Origin of the sequence: Caballeronia sp. SEWSISQ10-4 2, assembly GCF_030464885.1 — a bacterium.
Classification (GTDB): domain Bacteria; phylum Pseudomonadota; class Gammaproteobacteria; order Burkholderiales; family Burkholderiaceae; genus Caballeronia.
The window spans coordinates 1-16,535 of the sequence record NZ_JALPRJ010000126.1 but is presented as its reverse complement, the minus strand read 5'-3'; the positions used below and the strand labels follow the sequence as shown (position 1 = coordinate 16,535).

Below are 16,535 nucleotides of genomic sequence, written 5' to 3'. Positions count from 1 at the left end.
TGATAAATAGAATAACTAACTTAAACCGACCGCAGGCCTAAGCAGCAGCAACCCAACACCACCCCCGACCACTAACACCAAAAGCACCAACCCAGCACCACCCCCGCCCGAGTGCGAACAAAACCCCCCTGGCGCTGATGGACCTCAAACCCAAACCTCGTCCACCAGCGCCAGCGCCCCTTACGACCAATCCGCGTGGAAACTTCCCTTCTTGTCCACGCGTTCGAACGTATGCGCGCCGAAGAAATCGCGCTGTGCCTGCACCAGATTCGCCGGCAGCGTCTCCGACCGGTAACTATCGTAATAAGCCACCGCCGACGAGAACGCCGGCACCGGCACACCCGCCTTCACAGCCGCTACAACTACATCCCGCAATGCGCCCTGATACTTCGTCGCAATGTCGCTGAAATACGGATCGAGCAGCAGGTTATGCAAGTCGGCGTTGGTCTTGTAAGCGTCCGTGATCTTCTGCAAAAAGCCCGCACGGATGATGCAACCCGCCCGGAAGATCTTCGCGATCTGCCCATACTGCAGATCCCACTTGTACTCCTCCGACGCCGCACGCAACTGCGCAAACCCCTGTGCATACGAAACAATCTTGCTCAGGAACAACGCACGCCGCACAGCTTCCACGAACGCATCGCGGTCACCATCGAACTTCGGCGACGGTCCCGTCAACTGCTTGCTCGCCTCAACGCGCTGATCCTTAAGCGAAGACAGCACGCGCGCAAATACAGCTTCCGTAATCAGCGGCAACGGTGCGCCGAGATCAAGCGCGTTCTGGCTCGTCCACTTTCCCGTGCCTTTTTGCGCGGCGCGATCCAGGATCACATCGACGAGATACTTGCCCGTTTCCTCATCCTTCTTCGAGAAAATCTTCGAGGTGATCTCGATCAGGTAACTATCCAGTTCACCCTTGTTCCACTCGACATAAACCTTACCCAGCTCTTCATTCGTCAAGCCCGCCACGCGCTTCAGCACGTCGTAACTTTCGGCGATCAACTGCATGTCGCCATACTCGATCCCGTTGTGCACCATCTTCACGTAATGTCCCGCGCCATCCGGTCCCATGTACGCCACGCACGGCTCGCCATCCGGCGCTTTCGCGGCGATCTCGGTGAGGATCGGGGCGACTAAATCGTAAGCTTCTTTCTGGCCGCCCGGCATGATCGACGGACCTTTCAACGCGCCTTCTTCACCACCGGATACACCGGTGCCGATGAAGTGCAACCCCGACTTCGCGAGGTCGGTGTTGCGGCGGATGGTATCGGTGAAATGGGTGTTGCCTCCGTCGATCAGGATGTCGCCCTTGTCGAGCAGCGGACGCAGCGAGTCGATGGTGGCGTCGGTGCCCTGGCCGGCCTTGACCATCAGCAGGATGCGGCGCGGTTTTTCGAGCGAGTCGACGAATTCTTCCAGCGTGTACGAAGGCACAAGCTTCTTGTCGGGATGCTCGGCCATCAGGTCGTCGGTTTTCTCGCGGCTGCGGTTGTACACGGAAACCGCATGCCCGCGGCTCTCAATGTTCAACGCCAGGTTGCGTCCCATGACGGCGAGGCCGACAACGCCGATTGCTTGTTTGCTCATGTTTCTCTCCGAATGACCGAAGCGCGGGAGGCTCGTGGCTGCACACGCGACGGATGCGATTTGTCAATTGGGGCGGTGCCCGTGACGGCGTTCCGGACAGGCTTTCGCGCAAGGAAACGCTGGCAAAAGCGGCACGGAAAACACACGTTTCCGCAGCCCGGCTGGCTTCCTCGCGTGAACGCCGCGCGGAACGCGCAGACGGAGCGAGATTACCACTTTGACACGGGGCTGGCAGACATCGCACGCTCGCGCACGACCGGGCAGCGCGCGGGCAGCACATTGGGCACCGGTCTAGAATGAGCGTCCGCAGCCCGTTTCAGGCGCGGCGCGACTCGCTTCGACCAGGAGAAAAAACAGGGCAACCGCATGGCGCTTCGGAAGAAGACTCACCCAAAATCCCATCATTACCACGTCTACGTGATCGAACTCGCCGATACGGTCTGGAACGAAGCGCGTTTCCGGCGCGCGAATCCGGACTACGTGCTGGGCATGCCGTTCGTGTACGTGGGCATGACGGGCATCGATCCGGACGTTCGTTTCGACAAACACAAAGCGGGCATCCAGTCGAACCGGTATGCGCGGGAATTCGGGCTGCGCCTGTTGCCGCGGCTCTACGAACTGTATAACCCGATGCCGTACGAAGGCGCGCGGGAGATGGAAGTGGAATTGGCAATCGGCTTGCGGGAAGCCGGGTACGGCGTCTGGCAAGCGTAAATCAAGGCAAGCGTAAATCAAGGCGGCCGCTACTCGCGGCCGGCGTTCTGATCAGACTAAATGCAAGGAGCAGGACATGCGGATTCTGGTGGTGGGTGCAGGCGCAATAGGCGGCTACTTCGGCGGGCGGTTACTCGACGCTGGCCGCGACGTGACGTTTCTCGTGCGCGAACGGCGTGCCGCGCAACTCGCACAAACGGGCCTCAACATACGCAGCCCGAACGGCGATCTGTCGATAGCAAAACCGCCCGTCGTGCTGGCGAAAGACGTGCGCGAGCCGTTCGACCTGATCCTGCTCAGCTGCAAGGCTTACGATCTTGACGGCGCAATCGAGTCGATAAAAACCTCGGTCGGACCCAACACCGCCATCCTGCCGATGCTCAACGGCATGCATCACCTGGACGTGCTCGAAGCGCAATTCGGCGCGGACCGCGTGCTCGGGGGGCAATGCATCGCCGCCGTGACGCTGGACGCGGACGGCACGGTGGTTCACTTGAACAGCGTGCATTCCATGGCGTTCGGCGAGCGTGCGGGCGGTATCCCGGCGCGCATCGAAGCCATCTCGGCGCAGTTGTCGGGCGCGAATTTCGACGCCGCCGCGAGTCCCGACATCATCCAGTCAATGTGGGAAAAGTGGGTGTTCCTCGCAACGCTCGCGGCCGGCACGTGCCTGATGCGTGCGCCGGTCGGCGACATCATCGCGGCGCCGGGCGGCCAGAAACTGATCCTCGATCTCTTCGATGAAGCCCGCGCCATCGCAACGGCAAACGGCTTTACGCCGGGAGAAGCGGTCGTCGCGCGCGCCCACGCGACGTTCACCGAGACCGGCTCCACGATCACCGCCTCCATGCTGCGCGATCTGGAAAGCGGCGCGCGGATCGAAGCAGACCATGTGGTGGGCGATCTGATCGCGCGCGCCAAAGGCGTACAAGGCGCGGTAAAAACGCCGATCCTCTCGACGGCCTACACGCATTTGAAAGCTTACGAATCGCGTCGCGAACGTGGCGGCGTGAAGGCTTCGTAAGACAAAACCCGCGATGACGACGGGATGGGTGCCGGAGGGTGTGCCGGCATCGCGTCTCGTCGCCTAAAAGAACCCCATGCCGGGTTCAATGCTTTGAAGCAGCAGCCATAAAGCGTTACGCTTTGCGCTTTCCAAAAGCCACGTTCGCCGAACCATGCATGAACATGCCTTGCAAGAGCCTCTCGCTTCGCCCACCGTCGCGGAAATTTTTATTGGTTTCCTGACGCTCGGGCTGACCGCGTTCGGCGGCGCGCTGCCGCTTGCACGGCGAGAGATCGTCGAGCGGCGCAAGTGGCTCAGCTCCGACGAATTCACCGATCTGCTCGGCCTGTGCCAGTTTCTGCCGGGCGGCAACGTGATCAATCTGTCGGTTGCAATCGGCATGAAATTTCGCGGCGTAACCGGCGCGCTGGCTGGTTTGCTGGGGCTGATCGGCGGGCCTTCGCTGATCGTGATCGGACTCGGCGTGCTGTATCAGCGCACTCACCAGGACCCGCATATCCGCCATTTATTCGCAGGACTGGCTGCTGCGGCGGCGGGTTTGCTGGTGTCGATGGCGATCAAGGTGGCGTGGCCGCTGCGGCGCAAACTGTCGATGGCGGCCATCGCAGCGCTGGCGTTCGTTGCTATCGCGCTGCTGCGTTTGCCCTTGTTGCCGGTCATGCTCGTGCTCACGCCGGTGTCGATTTTCATCGCGTCGAAGGCGAACCGCGAGGTGCAGCGGTGAGTGCGATTAATCACGATCTCGTTTCGCTTGCAGCCATTTTCAGCCAGCTTTCGCTGCTCGCATTCGGCGGCGGCAATACCATCCTGCCCGAGATGCAGCGGCAGGTGGTCGAGGTGCATCAGTGGATGTCGAAGGCGGATTTCTCCGCGTTGTTCGCGTTGGCGCAAGCGGCGCCCGGACCGAACATGATGATCGTGACGCTGGTCGGCTGGCATGTGGCCGGCTGGCCGGGCGTGATCGTGACGTCCATTGCAAAGTTCGGTCCGTCGTCGGTGATGACCGTTGCCGCGATGCACGCCTGGGAGCGCTTCAAGGCGCATCCGTGGCGACGATTTGTTCAACTCGGCCTCGTCCCCATGACGGCCGGCCTGATCGCGGCGAGCGCGGCGTTGATTGCCGAAGCGTCGGACACCCAATGGGTACTCACGGCCATCACGGCGGTGATTGCGTGGCTGTCGTTCAAGACAAAACTGCATCCGCTATGGTTGCTGGCGGCGGGCAGCCTGATCGGGCTGACGGGGTTCGGGCAGTTCTAGGCAATGCTGAGTCTTCTGCGGGCAAGAGCCCGCCGGTTTGCCACGATCACGCAAAGGTCACGTCAAGCGCGTCAGGCCGTTGCTGAATAGAATGGCTGGAATTGCGCTTCGAGGAGAAAAAGCTGATGCCGATGACCATGGAATTCGAACGGACGGCGCCGCCGCGTGCGGATATCGATGCATTGCAGGGACCGACGGTGATCGAGTTCGGCACCTCCTGGTGCGGCTATTGCCGCGCTGCGCAGCCGCTGATTGCGGAAGTTTTCCAGGATCACGCGGACGTCAGGCATCTGAAGATCGAGGACGGCAGCGGCCGTCCGCTCGGCCGGTCTTTCCGGGTCAAACTCTGGCCCACGCTGATCTTCCTGGACAACGGCACCGAAGTCGCGCGAGTCGTGCGCCCGAAAAATATATCTGAAATTCGCGATGCCTTCGCGCTGATCGACCATTCCGTCTCACCGTGACGAGGGTTTTTACCGATCATTCGCCGGCGCTGGGTCCGTGAATATCATCGTTTTGAAACGGGGAAACGGGCAGCGCGGAAACCGGGCGCGAGAGTTGCGCACTGGGTCTTGTGCACCGCTCCGGCGACGTCCACTCGCCTGAGTGACAGCGTCTGGGCATTACCCCGACCAGCAGGAGGTTCATCATGCCGCGCTTCGCCGCCAACCTCACCATGATGTACAACGAGCACGCGTTCCTCGACCGGTTCGGCGCGGCGGCGCGTGATGGTTTCAGGGCGGTCGAATTCCTGTTTCCCTATGAATTTCCGCCGCCCGAGATCAAGGCCCAGCTCGTGGATAACGGCTTGAAGCAGGTGCTGTTCAACGCGCCGCCGGGCGACTGGACCGGTGGCGAACGCGGTCTCGCTTCGCTGCCGGGACGCGAGCAAGAATTCAAACGCAGCATCGAGATTGCGCTCGACTATGCCGCGGCGCTGGGCAACGACCGGCTGCATGTGATGGCGGGACTGATCGGACCGCAGCAATCACGCGAACAGCACCGCGACGTGTATGTGAAGAATCTCGCGCTGGCCGCGAGCATGGCGTGGGCGGCGCGCGTCACCATCGTGATCGAACCGATCAATACGCGCGACATGCCCGGCTTCTTTCTAAACCGGCAGGACGAGGCGCAAGCTATCTGCGAAGAGATCGGCGCGCCGAACCTGCAAGTCCAGTTCGATTGTTATCACTGCCAGATCGTGGAAGGCGATCTCGCCGTCAAGCTTCGCCGCGACATGAAACGGCGCAACGCGGGTATCGGCCATATCCAGATTGCGGGCGTACCGTACCGGAACGAGCCCGATACGGGCGAAGTGAATTATCCGTACCTATTCGATCTCATCGATTCCCTGGGTTATAGCGGCTGGATCGGCTGCGAGTACCGGCCGCGCGCGGGCACCTCCGACGGCCTGGAATGGATCACGCCGTATCGTCATACCGGTCGCGCATCATGAGCGCCGCCGGCCTGAAACTTTCCGTGCGGAACGGCAGTCCACGGCAAAAAGCGGGGTCTCTTGCGCCTCGTGCAGCCTGGTTTGTTTTTGTCACCCACTGCGTAGATCGCTGCCTGCGAGACGCGCTGCTTTCAGGAGAATTCACATGCAGATCACCGGAGAAATGTTGATCGGTGCCGCGGCGGTACGCGGGAAAGACGCCACGCTGCATGCCTTCGATCCGGCGCGCGGCGTCGACCTGCAGCCCGCTTTTGGCGGTGGCGGCGCGAAGGAAGTCGCCCGTGCGGCCGATCTGGCCGAGCAGGCGTTCGATACTTATCGGCTGGCAGCGCTCGAAACGCGGGCGCAGTTTCTGGAAGCGATTGCGGACAACATCGTTGAACTCGGCGACACGCTGATCGAACGCGCACAAGCCGAATCCGCGTTGCCGAAAGCGCGGCTCGAAGGCGAGCGTGCCCGTGCGGTCGGGCAACTGAAACTGTTCGCGTCGCTCGTGCGTGAAGGGCGCTGGCTTGCCGCCACGCTCGATTCTGCGCAGCCCGAACGCAAGCCCTTGCCGCGTCCCGACTTGCGTTTGCAGAAGATTCCCGTCGGACCGGTTGCCGTGTTCGGTGCCAGCAATTTTCCGCTGGCGTTTTCGGTCGCCGGTGGCGACACGGCTGCGGCGCTCGCCGCTGGCTGCCCGGTGGTGGTGAAGTCGCATCCGGCGCATCTCGGTACCTCGGAACTGGTTGGGCGTGCCATTCAAAAAGCAGTGGCCGATTCAGGTTTGCCCGAAGGCGTGTTTTCGCTGGTAGTCGGCGCGGGCAACGCCATAGGAGAAGCGCTGGTAGCGCATCCGGCCATCAAGTCGGTCGGCTTTACGGGCTCGCGACGTGGCGGTCTTGCGTTAATCGAGATCGCGACTAAAAGGCGCGAGCCGATCCCCGTGTTCGCCGAGATGAGCAGTATCAACCCGTTCTTCGTGCTGCCGGGCGCGTTGGCGGCGCGGGCTGAATCGCTGGCAAATGGGTTCGTCGATTCGGTGACGCTCGGGGTCGGCCAGTTCTGCACGAATCCAGGTCTCGTGCTGGCGCTGGAAGGGCCGCATCTGCAAGCGTTTATTGATTACGCGGTGAGCGCATTCGAAAAGAAGGGCGCTCAGACGATGCTGACCCCGGGTATCGCTGCGGCGTATGGGGAGGGCATCGCGCGACGCGATCAGTCTGGCGTCGAGCGAGTCGCGACCGGCGCCGAATCCGCTGCGTCATGTGCTGCGTTGCCCGCGCTTTATACCGTCAGCGCCGAGAAATTCCTCGACACGCCGCAACTCGAGGACGAGATTTTCGGACCGACATCGCTGATCGTGATTTGCCGGAGCGAAGACGAGATGCTCGACCTCGCGAGGCGTATTGAAGGCCAGTTGACGGCGACGCTGCAAATGGAAAGCGACGACGTCCCGCTGGCACGCCGCCTCTTGCCCATCCTCGAACGCAAGGCCGGCCGGATTCTCGCGAACGGCTTTCCGACGGGCGTTGAAGTATCGTATGCCATGGTGCATGGTGGTCCGTATCCCGCCACCTCCGATAGTCGCGCGACATCGGTCGGCGCGATGGCGATCGAACGATTCCTGCGGCCGGTGTGTTATCAGGATCTACCGTCGGCATTGCTGCCGCTGGCCCTTCAGGACGACAATCCGCTGAGCCTGTGGCGTCTGCGCGATGGCGAGCTCGGACCCAATTAAAGATGAATCAAACAAGGAGATGAAAACAGATGGAGCGCCGTTATCCCGATCCCGCCGTCCGTGTACTCGATCCGCGCTTTAACGCGTTGCGTCTCGGCATGGCATCGGTTGAATGTTTGTATCAGGGGGCTCGCTGGTCGGAGGGCCCGGTCTGGTTTGGCGACAGCCGCACGCTGGTATGGAGCGACATCCCGAACAACCGCATGCTGCGCTGGGACGAAGAAACGGGCGAGGTCCGCACGTTCCGCAAGCCCTCGAACAATGCCAATGGCAACACCCGCGACCGCGAAGGACGGCTCGTCACCTGTGAGCATCTCACGCGCCGCGTGACGCGCACCGAATACGACGGGTCGATCACCGCGCTTGCCGATCAGTACAACGGCAAGCCGCTCAATTCACCGAACGACGTGATTGTGAAATCCGACGGCTCCATCTGGTTCAGCGATCCGACCTTCGGTATCGACGGCTTCTATGAAGGCGAGCACAAGGAGTCGGTGCTGAAGCCGGCGGTGTATCGCGTGGATGGCAAGAGCGGCGAGATCACGATGATGACCGACACACTCATTGGCCCGAACGGACTGGCGTTTTCACCGGACGAGTCGGTGCTTTATATCGTCGATTCGCGTGCGGCGCCGCGCAAGATCCTCGCCTTCGATGTTGCAAGCGATGGCCATACGCTGACGAACCAGCGTGAGCTGATCGACGCGGAGCAGGGCACGCCCGACGGTTTTCGCGTCGATGTGCACGGCAACCTGTGGTGCGGCTGGGGCATGGGCAGCGACGAGCTGGACGGCGTCAGGATCTTTACGCCGCAGGGTGAAGCCATAGGACATATCGCGTTGCCCGAGCGTTGCGCCAATGTGTGTTTCGGCGGCCGTTATCGCAATCGCTTGTTCATGGCGGCGAGTCACGGCCTGTACTCGCTTTACGTCAACACGCAAGGCGTGAGCGGCGGCTGAGGCCTCATTCCGGTCTCACCCCGGCGCGCGTTTTTCCATCAGCTTTTCCGGCTGGGCAGGCACGACAAAACCGAATCGAGCGTATAGCGTGTGAGCGCTTGTGGTCGTCAGCAACATCTTGCGCAAGCCCTGCAAATCCGGATGCGCCAGCACGCATTCCACCAGCCATGTGCCCAGGCCGTCGCGTTGACGGCCTGGAAGCACAAATACATCGGCGAGATACGCGAAGCTCACGGTATCCGTGATCGCGCGTGCATAACCGATCTGCGCGTCGTGATGGAACAGGCCGAACGCCAGCGAATGTCTTGCGGCGCGCTCGACCTTCTCGCGCGAGATGCCGGGTGACCAGTACGCGACCTCGCTCAAGTAGCGATGCACGACATTGAAGTCGAATGTGCCGATGTCAGTCGTGACGCGATAATCATCTCTCGACCATTCTGTCACCATCAACGCACCTTGTAGATACGGCCGGTTTCAAGGCCTTCTACACTGCGGCTGTACGCCAGCGCAACGCGCGCACCGGAGGCCGCTTCAAAGCCGCGAAAGTACGGGCCGAACGCTTCACGCGCTTCTTCCAGCATGGTCGCGTTCACGACGTTGATACGCAGGCCGCGCGGCAATTCGATCGCGGCGCCTCGCACGAAACCTTCAATCGCGCCGTTCACCGCTGCAGCACTTGCGCCGTATTTGATCGGCTCGTCGCCCACGATCCCGCTTGTCAGCGTGAACGAGCCGCCGTCGTTCAGATATTGTTGCGCAACCAGCACGAGATTGACCTGACCCATGAGTTTGTCGTCGAGGCCGATACGGAATTGCTCGGGGGTCATCTGCGAGAGTTCGCCGAAGTGCACATGCCCGGCGGCGGCCACGATGGCATCGACCTGACCAATCGATTTGAACAGCGCATGGATGCTGTCGATCTTCGTCAGGTCGACGCGATGCGCGCCACGGGTAGCACCGATTTCGATGACGTCGTGACGCGGCTGGAATTCGGAGAAGACGGCGCGGCCTACTGTGCCGGTTGCACCAATGACGGCAATTTTCATGAGAGGCTCATCGAAGAGGAAATGGGCTCTCATTGTGCGTTTTACGGGCCGCTTGAACAAGCGCCCCGAGGGGTCATCTCAGCGAGTCCGGTGCGCCGCGTCCGGCGAGAGCAGGAAGATCGATGCCGCCAGCTTGCACACGAGCACCGCGCCGGTCACCAGCGCCGCGGCGGGGAAGGCCCGCCATTCGCCGCCGAGCATGGGCGCGACCAGCACGACCGACGCGAATCCGAGCACGACGGTGATCCAGCGCGCCCATTGCAGGCGGAACGCCACGCAGACATACAAGCCGCCCATCAACGCACGCGATGCAACCAGTGCGGCAACGGGCTCGCCGGGACCCGCGATCAGCGCCAATCCCATCTCGGCCCATGACAAGGCATACGCAACGCCAAGACAGATCAGTGCAGCGAACAGGGCCTTTTCGCGCCATGGTCGGCGCACGCCGCGCGTGGGTCGTACGGTGTCGTTCGGATACGTGTTGGTTGAGTTCATGCCGGTCCCCGGTCGCTTAGCTTTTGCGATGCATCGTGCTGCATTCGTCTTGCATTTGTGTGATACGCGGGAGGCTTATGCATGGGTTATGCCAGATTGCTTCGACGCTCGGAACATCGCTTGCTTTCAATTCCTTCGAACCCATGGCGACGGCTATTTGCCTGAAGAAAGGCCAATTCGCCTTTGTTGGCTTCGGGTTCAAATCTCTGCGCACGACGCCACGACATTGCAACGATACTGCACGCGATGGCAGGCTTTACACAGTCTACCGGCCAGGAGCCAACCTGAACGAGGCAAGCCGCACGGAAATTCGTGCGGCTTGTAGTCTTTCAACTGGCCGACGTCGCGTTCTTCTAGTTGCGTCCTGTCATTTTTCGCGGCGCTGGATTTCGATCAGGCGCGACGGCCTGACATGATTGATGGCGAAGTGCTTGCGTCCTCGCAAGCTGTAACCGCGGGGATCGCGATCCACGAATTCATACTGCCGTTCCACTTCCTCCACGTCTGGCGCGACCATGCCTTTATCGACAACACTGAAGCCTTCCTCTAATGCCAGCGCGAGGCCGTTACGCGCAGGGCGGCTATCGAAACCGCCCAGGCCATCGCCTTGTTCATAGCGTGCATTCACAAGCGATGCATTCACGCCGACAAACGCGTCGGGATGACGCATGATCAGCACTTCGTCGCGCGTGGCGTCTCTATTTTTCCCGTCGGCGTCGACTGTATCATCCAGCGTTTGGTCGTTAAGAACGTCGATTGCCCGAGGCGCGACATCGGTTTTGCCGAGCGGCCCGGCATGCTGCAGCGATGAATCCGGTGCTCCACCGCCCGCTTGTCCGAGCCCAACTTCGTGTCCCGCCGCTGCCGCCGCCACATCGCTGGGCCTGGCTTTAACGGTTTCGGTTTCAGGCTTCTTCAGCAGGCTGTCGGCGGCGCGCTTCGTTTGCTCCTCCTGCGATTGGTTGTTCGGTGCGTTATCCATTTTTGCTCCGCCTCATTTCGGTTCAATAAAGAAACATCACGCAAGAAACATTCCGGTGCATAAAACCAGGTTGGAATAAACCGCGGGATAAAACATCAGTAAATGTTCTAAGCCGAATTGATTTTTTTCGGCCCAACGAGGGTTTTCTCAAGAGTATGATTTGTTGTTCGCGAGGGCAGCGTGCGTCACCGGACGGCCTCGTGCCGCTTGCCGGATTCGCGCGTTTCAAGCGAACGGGAGACGACCATCGCGAATCAAGCGAGGCACTTAAAATCAGGGTGACTCATGCAATTAGACGCTGCATTTTCACATCGCGGCTATTTACTCAATTGTGCGCCGGCACGCCAGGGCGACGGCCGTTACCAGCCTTACGTGGTCATCTCGCGATCGAGCGACGGTGAACTGGTCGCCAATCGTTTTTTCCCTGCCGACCTGCGCTTTGGCAACGCCGACGAAGCCATCGCGCACGCTCGCGACTGGGCAGTCCGATGGATCGATGCCAGCCACGTGAAGGTCGATCCCAAGTCCTGAGCGCGTCTGAGCACGTTTCCAGCACAGGCGGCGGTCTTGCAGAAAAACGGTTAATCTCGGGGCATCGTTTAGATCGTGCCGCTCAACGCGGCGTCATCCGCCCAAGCCTCGATATGCCCAAGACTGATTCCACAGAAGCTCAATCTCCCTCCCACGAATTTGGTCTCGACAAGATCGTGGCCGACTTGCGGGCGTCGCGCGAGCAGTTGCATCGCACGCGCCATCCGCTTGGAATCCGCGAACTGCCGTCGCGTGAAGTGATCGTGAAGATCGTCAACGGGCTGCGCTCGGCGCTGTTTCCCACGCATTACGGCGCCGCCGACCTGACCGCCGAAAGCGTGGATTATTACGTCGGCCACACGCTCGAGAGCACCTTGCGCCTGCTCTCCGAACAGATCCGGCGAGCCTTGCGTTTCCTGCCGGAGAACCATGACCTGAGCGACGCCGAACTCGGCACGCATGCGTTCGAGCTCGCGCGTGAATTCGGCACGCAGTTGCCCGCCATTCGCGCGCTGCTTGTGAGCGACATCCAGGCCGCGTTCGCGGGAGACCCCGCTGCGCAGCACATCACGGAGATCCTGCTGTGTTATCCGGGCATCTGGGCCATGACGCATCATCGTCTGGCGCATGCGTTGCACAAGCTTGGCGTGCCCTTGCTGGGGCGTTTCATCAATGAGATCGCGCACTCGGCTACAGGTATAGACATCCATCCGGGCGCGACGATCGGGCCGAGTTTTTTCATCGATCACGGGACGGGCGTGGTGATCGGAGAGACGGCGGTGATCGGTCAACACGTGCGTGTGTATCAGGCGGTGACGCTGGGCGCGAAGAGTTTTCCTGCAGGCAACGACGGCGTGCTGGTGAAGGGCAACGCGCGGCATCCGGTGGTGGAAGACCACGTGGTGATCTATGCCGGCGCGACCATTCTCGGGCGCGTGACCATCGGGCGTGGCTCGGTGATTGGCGGCAACGTGTGGCTCACGCATAGCGTGCCGCCGGGCAGCAATGTCTCGCAGGGCAAGATTCGCGAAGGCGGCGAAGGCGACGCGGCCGATGAAGGCCGCGGCGCGTGAGCTTCTGATCCAGCTCAGCTATTCGATACGCTGAAGCCGCTCGAATGTCCGACGATAGAGAGGAATTCGCGGCGCGTGGAGGGGTCGTCGCGGAACGTACCCAGCATCCGCGATGTCACCATCGACGCCCCCGCTTTATGCACGCCGCGCGTCGACATGCATTGATGCGTGGCTTCCAGGATCACGCCAACGCCTAGCGGCTGCAGGACTTCTTCGAGCGTATCGGCGATCTGCGCGGTCATCTTCTCCTGGATCTGCAGACGCTTGGCGAAGGCATCCACCAGACGCGCCAGCTTAGAGATGCCCACAACCCGTTCACGCGGCAGATACGCCACGTGCGCGCGGCCGATGATCGGCACCATGTGATGTTCGCAATAACTTTCGAAGCGAATGTCCTTGAGCACGATCATCTCGTCGTAACCCTGCACTTCGGAAAAAGTGCGTGCCAGGATGTCGTGCGGATTCTGCGTATAACCTGCGAAAAACTCTTCGTAGGACCGGATCACGCGCGAAGGGGTATCGACAAGACCCTCGCGGGAAGGGTCGTCGCCAGCCCAGCGGATCAGAACGCGAACGGCGGCTTCGGCTTCTTCGCGGCTCGGACGATCGGCCTGATCAGCGTGATCCTGGATGTCCGAAGACGCGTTGGGGGAGTTGCGCGTGGCGCTCATCGAAGGCTCCAGATGCATGTAGCGAAGTCATGAAGCCGTCATTGTTCCACGTTTTACCGTTTGGAAGACCCCGGTGCTATGTCGGGTTTTACCGCCGCCATGCGCCAGATGACCAAGTGCGGGCAATTTTCGCCGGCCGGGCAGGACCGGCGGATCGAAGAAACCTATGGCAACGCGATCCCCCGGCCGGTCCGGCATGAGCGTTTTACAGATTGCTCATCCCGCCGTCGATGACCAATTCGCTGCCGACGGTGAAGCTCGATTCATCGGAGGCGAGGAACACGATCGCTTTCGCAATCTCGACCGGTTCGCCGAAGCGGCCAACCGGAATCTGGCTGCGGATGCTTTCGGCGACGCCGTCGAGTTGTTCCTTCGTCATCCCAAGCTTGCCGTAGATGGGCGTGGTGACCGGTCCCGGGCTCACCACATTCACGCGGATTCCACGCGATATCAACTCGCCCGACAAGGTCCGCGCCAACGAAATCAGTCCCGCTTTGGTGGCGGCATAAACACTCGAATTCGGCATGCCGATGCGCGCGTTGATCGAGCCGTTGAAGACGATGGACGCGGGTTTTGCGAACACAGGCAGCAGCGCCTGGATGAGGAAATACGGCCCTTTCAGGTTGACCGCGAAGGACCGGTCGAAGTCCGCTTCGGTCCATTGGTCAACCGGACGCAAGCCGACTACGCCTGCATTGACGAAAAGCACGTCGAGCTGGCCGAAGGTTTCGGCAACGTGAGCGGCGAGCCGCTTTTGATCGTCGACATTGCCTGCATCGGCGCTCAGCACGATCACGTTCGGGCCGAGTTCCGCTTGCGCCGCTTCGATAGTCGCCGGGTTCGTGCCCGTCACAATGACACGAGCGCCTTCCGCTAAGAATTGTTTGGCTGTTTCCAGGCCGATACCGCTGGTGCCGCCGGTGATCAAAGTACGTTTGCCGTTGAGTCGGGTCATGATGTTTTTCCAGTAATCGATAGAAGCAAATTTACGTGCGTGTGATGGAAGCGCCGCCGTCCACTAGTGACGCCGTGCCGGTGACGAACGAGGAGTCATCGGAGGCGAGATACAGCACCGAGCGCGCGAGTTCTTCCGGCGTAGCAACGCGCTTCAACGCGTGCAGGTTGGTGATGAAGGCTTGCGATTCGGCGGTGTCGTTCATGTCGCGATACATCGGCGTATCGACGGCGCCGGGCAGCACTGCGTTCACGCGGATGCCTTGTGCGCCGTACTCGGCAGCGAGCGCTTGCGTGAGGCCGATCAGGCCGGCCTTGCTCGCCGCATACGACGCCGTGCCGGGGAATGCAAATGAATAACCGACGAAGGTCGACGTGAAGATGACCGAACCGCCGCCGTTTGCGAGCATCGCGGGGATCTGGTGTTTTGCGCCAAGGAACGCGCTCGTCAGGTTGGTGGCAAGGGCGTTGTTGAATCCTTCCACCGAAACGGAGGTGGACGGTCCCATTTCGCCGAGCGTGCCGGCGTTGTTATAAGCGACGTCGAGGCGGCCGAATTTTTCGATGGCCAGCGCCACGACGGCCTTTGCGTAGTCTTCCGATTGCACGTCACCCGCGAGATACACGGCTTCGCCGCCGTCGGCTCTGATCTCGGCCACCAGCGTTTCCAGTTCGGCCGCGCGGCGTGCTGCCACGACCACTTTTGCGCCTTCCGCCGCGAACAATTTTGCTGTGGCGCGGCCGATGCCGGCGCTTGCGCCCGTGACGATTGCAACCTTTCCTGTGAGTCGATTCATGATGTTTCTCCGTTTCTGTTCAGCGTGTCCGGCGCCCGATGCCCCGGTCCATGTGATGCAATGTAAGCGCAGCGGAAGCTTGCGAACAGGCACGGAAGATGGTCTCATTGTTCAGTTTTTGTGAATCTTGACTCCAGGATCGGCCGATCCTGCAGCGGAGACGTCCGATGGATCGCTTGCGCGCTTATGAGGTTTTCGTGGCGGTGGTGAAGCGCGGCAGCTTCACGCGCGCCGCCGATGCACTCGACACGTCGCCCGCCAACGTGACGCGTTATATCGTTGAACTGGAGGCGCATCTGGGGACGCGGCTGCTGAACCGGACGTCGCGGCGCTTGTCGCTGACGTCGGGTGGCGAGGCGCTTTACGAGCGCTGCGTTGCCATACTCGATGACCTTGCGGAGACCGAAGGGCTGGTGTCGTCGTCGACTGTCGAGCCTCGTGGACGGCTGCGGATCAACGCGCCGTTGAGCTTTGGTGTGTTGCAGCTTGCGCCGTTATGGCCGGAGTTCATGCGGCGTTATCCCGACGTGGAGCTGGATGTATCGCTGGTGGACCGGGTGGTGGATATTGTCGATGAAGGGTACGACCTTGCCATTCGCATTTCACGCGCGGGGTCGATGGGCAATGCGGCGCGCAAACTCGCTGCGTCGCGCAACGTGCTATGCGCCGCGCCTGCCTATCTGGCGGGGCGCCGGTTGCCTGAGAGGCCGGCGGACCTGGGTGAGCACCGTTGTATTGGTTATACGTATGCGGCGAGCGGTGATGAATGGCAGTTTTTGGATGCCGACGAAAAGCCGCACAACGTGCGTGTGAATTGCCACATGCATACGAACAATGGCGATACGGCGCGCGCGGCGGCGCTTAGCGGGCTGGGGGTGATCTGGCAGCCGACATTCATTATTGGGGATGACTTGCGGGCGGGGAGGCTAGTGGCGCTGATGCCGGCGTTTCATATGGCCGATATCGATGTGCTCGCGATGTATCCTAGCCGCCGGCATTTGAGTTCACGTGTGCGTGTGATGATCGATTATCTGGTTGATGTCATGGGTGGGGTGGCACCGTGGGATCGCTAGTGGGTTTTCGTTCGCACTCGGGGTTCTGGATGGGGGTTTTGGGGCTGGTGGTCGGAGTTGATGCCGGGTTGCTGCTGCTCAGGTTAGCGGTCGGTTTAAGTTAGTTATCCTATTTATCACTATTAGCCACTCTGCGTGGCGGCACGTCATTTCTTTGTCCAAAGCGACAAAGAAACGAAGCAAAGAA

At 61.0% G+C, this 16,535-nt stretch carries 19 protein-coding genes; 11 read left to right on the top strand and 8 right to left on the bottom strand.

Translation table 11 applies throughout. From position 1 onward, the window contains the following. Positions 1–180: 180 nt before the first annotated feature. Positions 181–1,587 (bottom strand): NADP-dependent phosphogluconate dehydrogenase, encoded by a 1,407-nt coding sequence (gndA, locus tag M0D69_RS40700; protein WP_301787459.1) that lies wholly within the window; start codon positions 1,585–1,587, stop codon positions 181–183. Positions 1,588–1,953: 366 nt separating this feature from the next. Between gndA and M0D69_RS40695 the strand changes: the two genes are divergently transcribed. The 8 genes from M0D69_RS40695 (at position 1,954) to M0D69_RS40660 (ending at position 8,726) form a co-directional block, all read left to right on the top strand. Further along, positions 1,954–2,301, top strand: a complete 348-nt coding sequence (locus M0D69_RS40695; RefSeq protein WP_047847068.1) for a hypothetical protein — start codon at positions 1,954–1,956, stop codon at positions 2,299–2,301. Between the two features lie 76 nt (positions 2,302–2,377). Next, the gene (gene panE, locus M0D69_RS40690) at positions 2,378–3,325 is read left to right on the top strand and encodes a 2-dehydropantoate 2-reductase (protein WP_301787458.1); all 948 of its coding nucleotides are present in this window, start codon (positions 2,378–2,380) and stop codon (positions 3,323–3,325) included. 169 nt (positions 3,326–3,494) lie between these two features. Next, positions 3,495–4,052, top strand: a complete 558-nt coding sequence (locus M0D69_RS40685) for a chromate transporter (RefSeq protein ID WP_301787457.1) — start codon at positions 3,495–3,497, stop codon at positions 4,050–4,052. A gap of 5 nt (positions 4,053–4,057) precedes the next feature. Further along, a complete protein-coding gene (locus tag M0D69_RS40680; protein ID WP_301787460.1) occupies positions 4,058–4,588 on the top strand; it encodes a chromate transporter in 531 nt (176 codons plus the stop codon). 125 nt (positions 4,589–4,713) lie between these two features. Next, on the top strand, positions 4,714–5,052 hold the full coding sequence (locus tag M0D69_RS40675; RefSeq protein WP_301787456.1) for a thioredoxin family protein: 339 nt from the start codon (positions 4,714–4,716) through the stop codon (positions 5,050–5,052). Between the two features lie 185 nt (positions 5,053–5,237). After that, positions 5,238–6,044, top strand: coding sequence for a 2-oxo-tetronate isomerase (gene otnI, locus M0D69_RS40670; protein WP_301787455.1), 807 nt, complete (start codon positions 5,238–5,240; stop codon positions 6,042–6,044). A gap of 145 nt (positions 6,045–6,189) precedes the next feature. Next, positions 6,190–7,767 (top strand): aldehyde dehydrogenase (NADP(+)), encoded by a 1,578-nt coding sequence (locus tag M0D69_RS40665; protein WP_301787454.1) that lies wholly within the window; start codon positions 6,190–6,192, stop codon positions 7,765–7,767. A 29-nt stretch (positions 7,768–7,796) separates the two neighbouring features. Beyond that, on the top strand, positions 7,797–8,726 hold the full coding sequence (locus tag M0D69_RS40660) for an SMP-30/gluconolactonase/LRE family protein (protein ID WP_301787453.1): 930 nt from the start codon (positions 7,797–7,799) through the stop codon (positions 8,724–8,726). Between the two features lie 15 nt (positions 8,727–8,741). On the opposite strand, the gene M0D69_RS40655 is transcribed toward M0D69_RS40660, so the two are convergent. The 4 genes from M0D69_RS40655 to M0D69_RS40640 all read right to left on the bottom strand — a co-directional run bounded on the left by M0D69_RS40655 (position 8,742) and on the right by M0D69_RS40640 (position 11,249). Continuing rightward, the gene (locus tag M0D69_RS40655) at positions 8,742–9,173 is read right to left on the bottom strand and encodes a GNAT family N-acetyltransferase (RefSeq protein ID WP_301787452.1); all 432 of its coding nucleotides are present in this window, start codon (positions 9,171–9,173) and stop codon (positions 8,742–8,744) included. After that, entirely contained in the window at positions 9,173–9,772 is a 600-nt protein-coding gene (locus tag M0D69_RS40650) for a short chain dehydrogenase (protein WP_301787451.1), read from the bottom strand. The genes M0D69_RS40655 and M0D69_RS40650 overlap by 1 nt, the downstream gene beginning before the upstream one ends. 78 nt (positions 9,773–9,850) lie before the next feature. Then, positions 9,851–10,267, bottom strand: a complete 417-nt coding sequence (locus M0D69_RS40645; RefSeq protein ID WP_301787450.1) for a hypothetical protein — start codon at positions 10,265–10,267, stop codon at positions 9,851–9,853. 367 nt (positions 10,268–10,634) lie between these two features. Then, on the bottom strand, positions 10,635–11,249 hold the full coding sequence (locus M0D69_RS40640; protein WP_301787449.1) for a DUF3005 domain-containing protein: 615 nt from the start codon (positions 11,247–11,249) through the stop codon (positions 10,635–10,637). 285 nt (positions 11,250–11,534) lie between these two features. On the opposite strand from M0D69_RS40640, the gene M0D69_RS40635 reads away from it, so the two are divergent. Together M0D69_RS40635 and epsC are read left to right on the top strand one after the other, a co-directional pair. Then, positions 11,535–11,780: a hypothetical protein gene (locus M0D69_RS40635; RefSeq protein WP_301787448.1), complete on the top strand. Its 246-nt coding sequence runs from the start codon at positions 11,535–11,537 to the stop codon at positions 11,778–11,780. Positions 11,781–11,893: 113 nt separating this feature from the next. Then, on the top strand, positions 11,894–12,853 hold the full coding sequence (gene epsC / locus M0D69_RS40630) for a serine O-acetyltransferase EpsC (protein ID WP_301787447.1): 960 nt from the start codon (positions 11,894–11,896) through the stop codon (positions 12,851–12,853). Positions 12,854–12,867: 14 nt separating this feature from the next. On the opposite strand, the gene folE is transcribed toward epsC, so the two are convergent. The 3 genes from folE to M0D69_RS40615 all read right to left on the bottom strand — a co-directional run bounded on the left by folE (position 12,868) and on the right by M0D69_RS40615 (position 15,275). Next, positions 12,868–13,524 carry a GTP cyclohydrolase I FolE gene (gene folE, locus M0D69_RS40625; protein ID WP_301787446.1) on the bottom strand — a complete coding sequence of 219 codons (657 nt, stop codon included), beginning with the start codon at positions 13,522–13,524 and terminating at the stop codon, positions 12,868–12,870. Between the two features lie 205 nt (positions 13,525–13,729). Beyond that, positions 13,730–14,479: an SDR family oxidoreductase gene (locus tag M0D69_RS40620; protein ID WP_301787445.1), complete on the bottom strand. Its 750-nt coding sequence runs from the start codon at positions 14,477–14,479 to the stop codon at positions 13,730–13,732. 31 nt (positions 14,480–14,510) lie between these two features. Continuing rightward, positions 14,511–15,275, bottom strand: coding sequence for an SDR family oxidoreductase (locus M0D69_RS40615; RefSeq protein WP_301787444.1), 765 nt, complete (start codon positions 15,273–15,275; stop codon positions 14,511–14,513). Between the two features lie 167 nt (positions 15,276–15,442). Here M0D69_RS40615 and M0D69_RS40610 point away from each other — a divergent pair, with 167 nt between their 5' ends. Further along, complete coding sequence (locus M0D69_RS40610; protein WP_301787443.1) at positions 15,443–16,348, top strand: LysR family transcriptional regulator; 906 nt, start codon at positions 15,443–15,445, stop codon at positions 16,346–16,348. Positions 16,349–16,535: the final 187 nt, after the last annotated feature.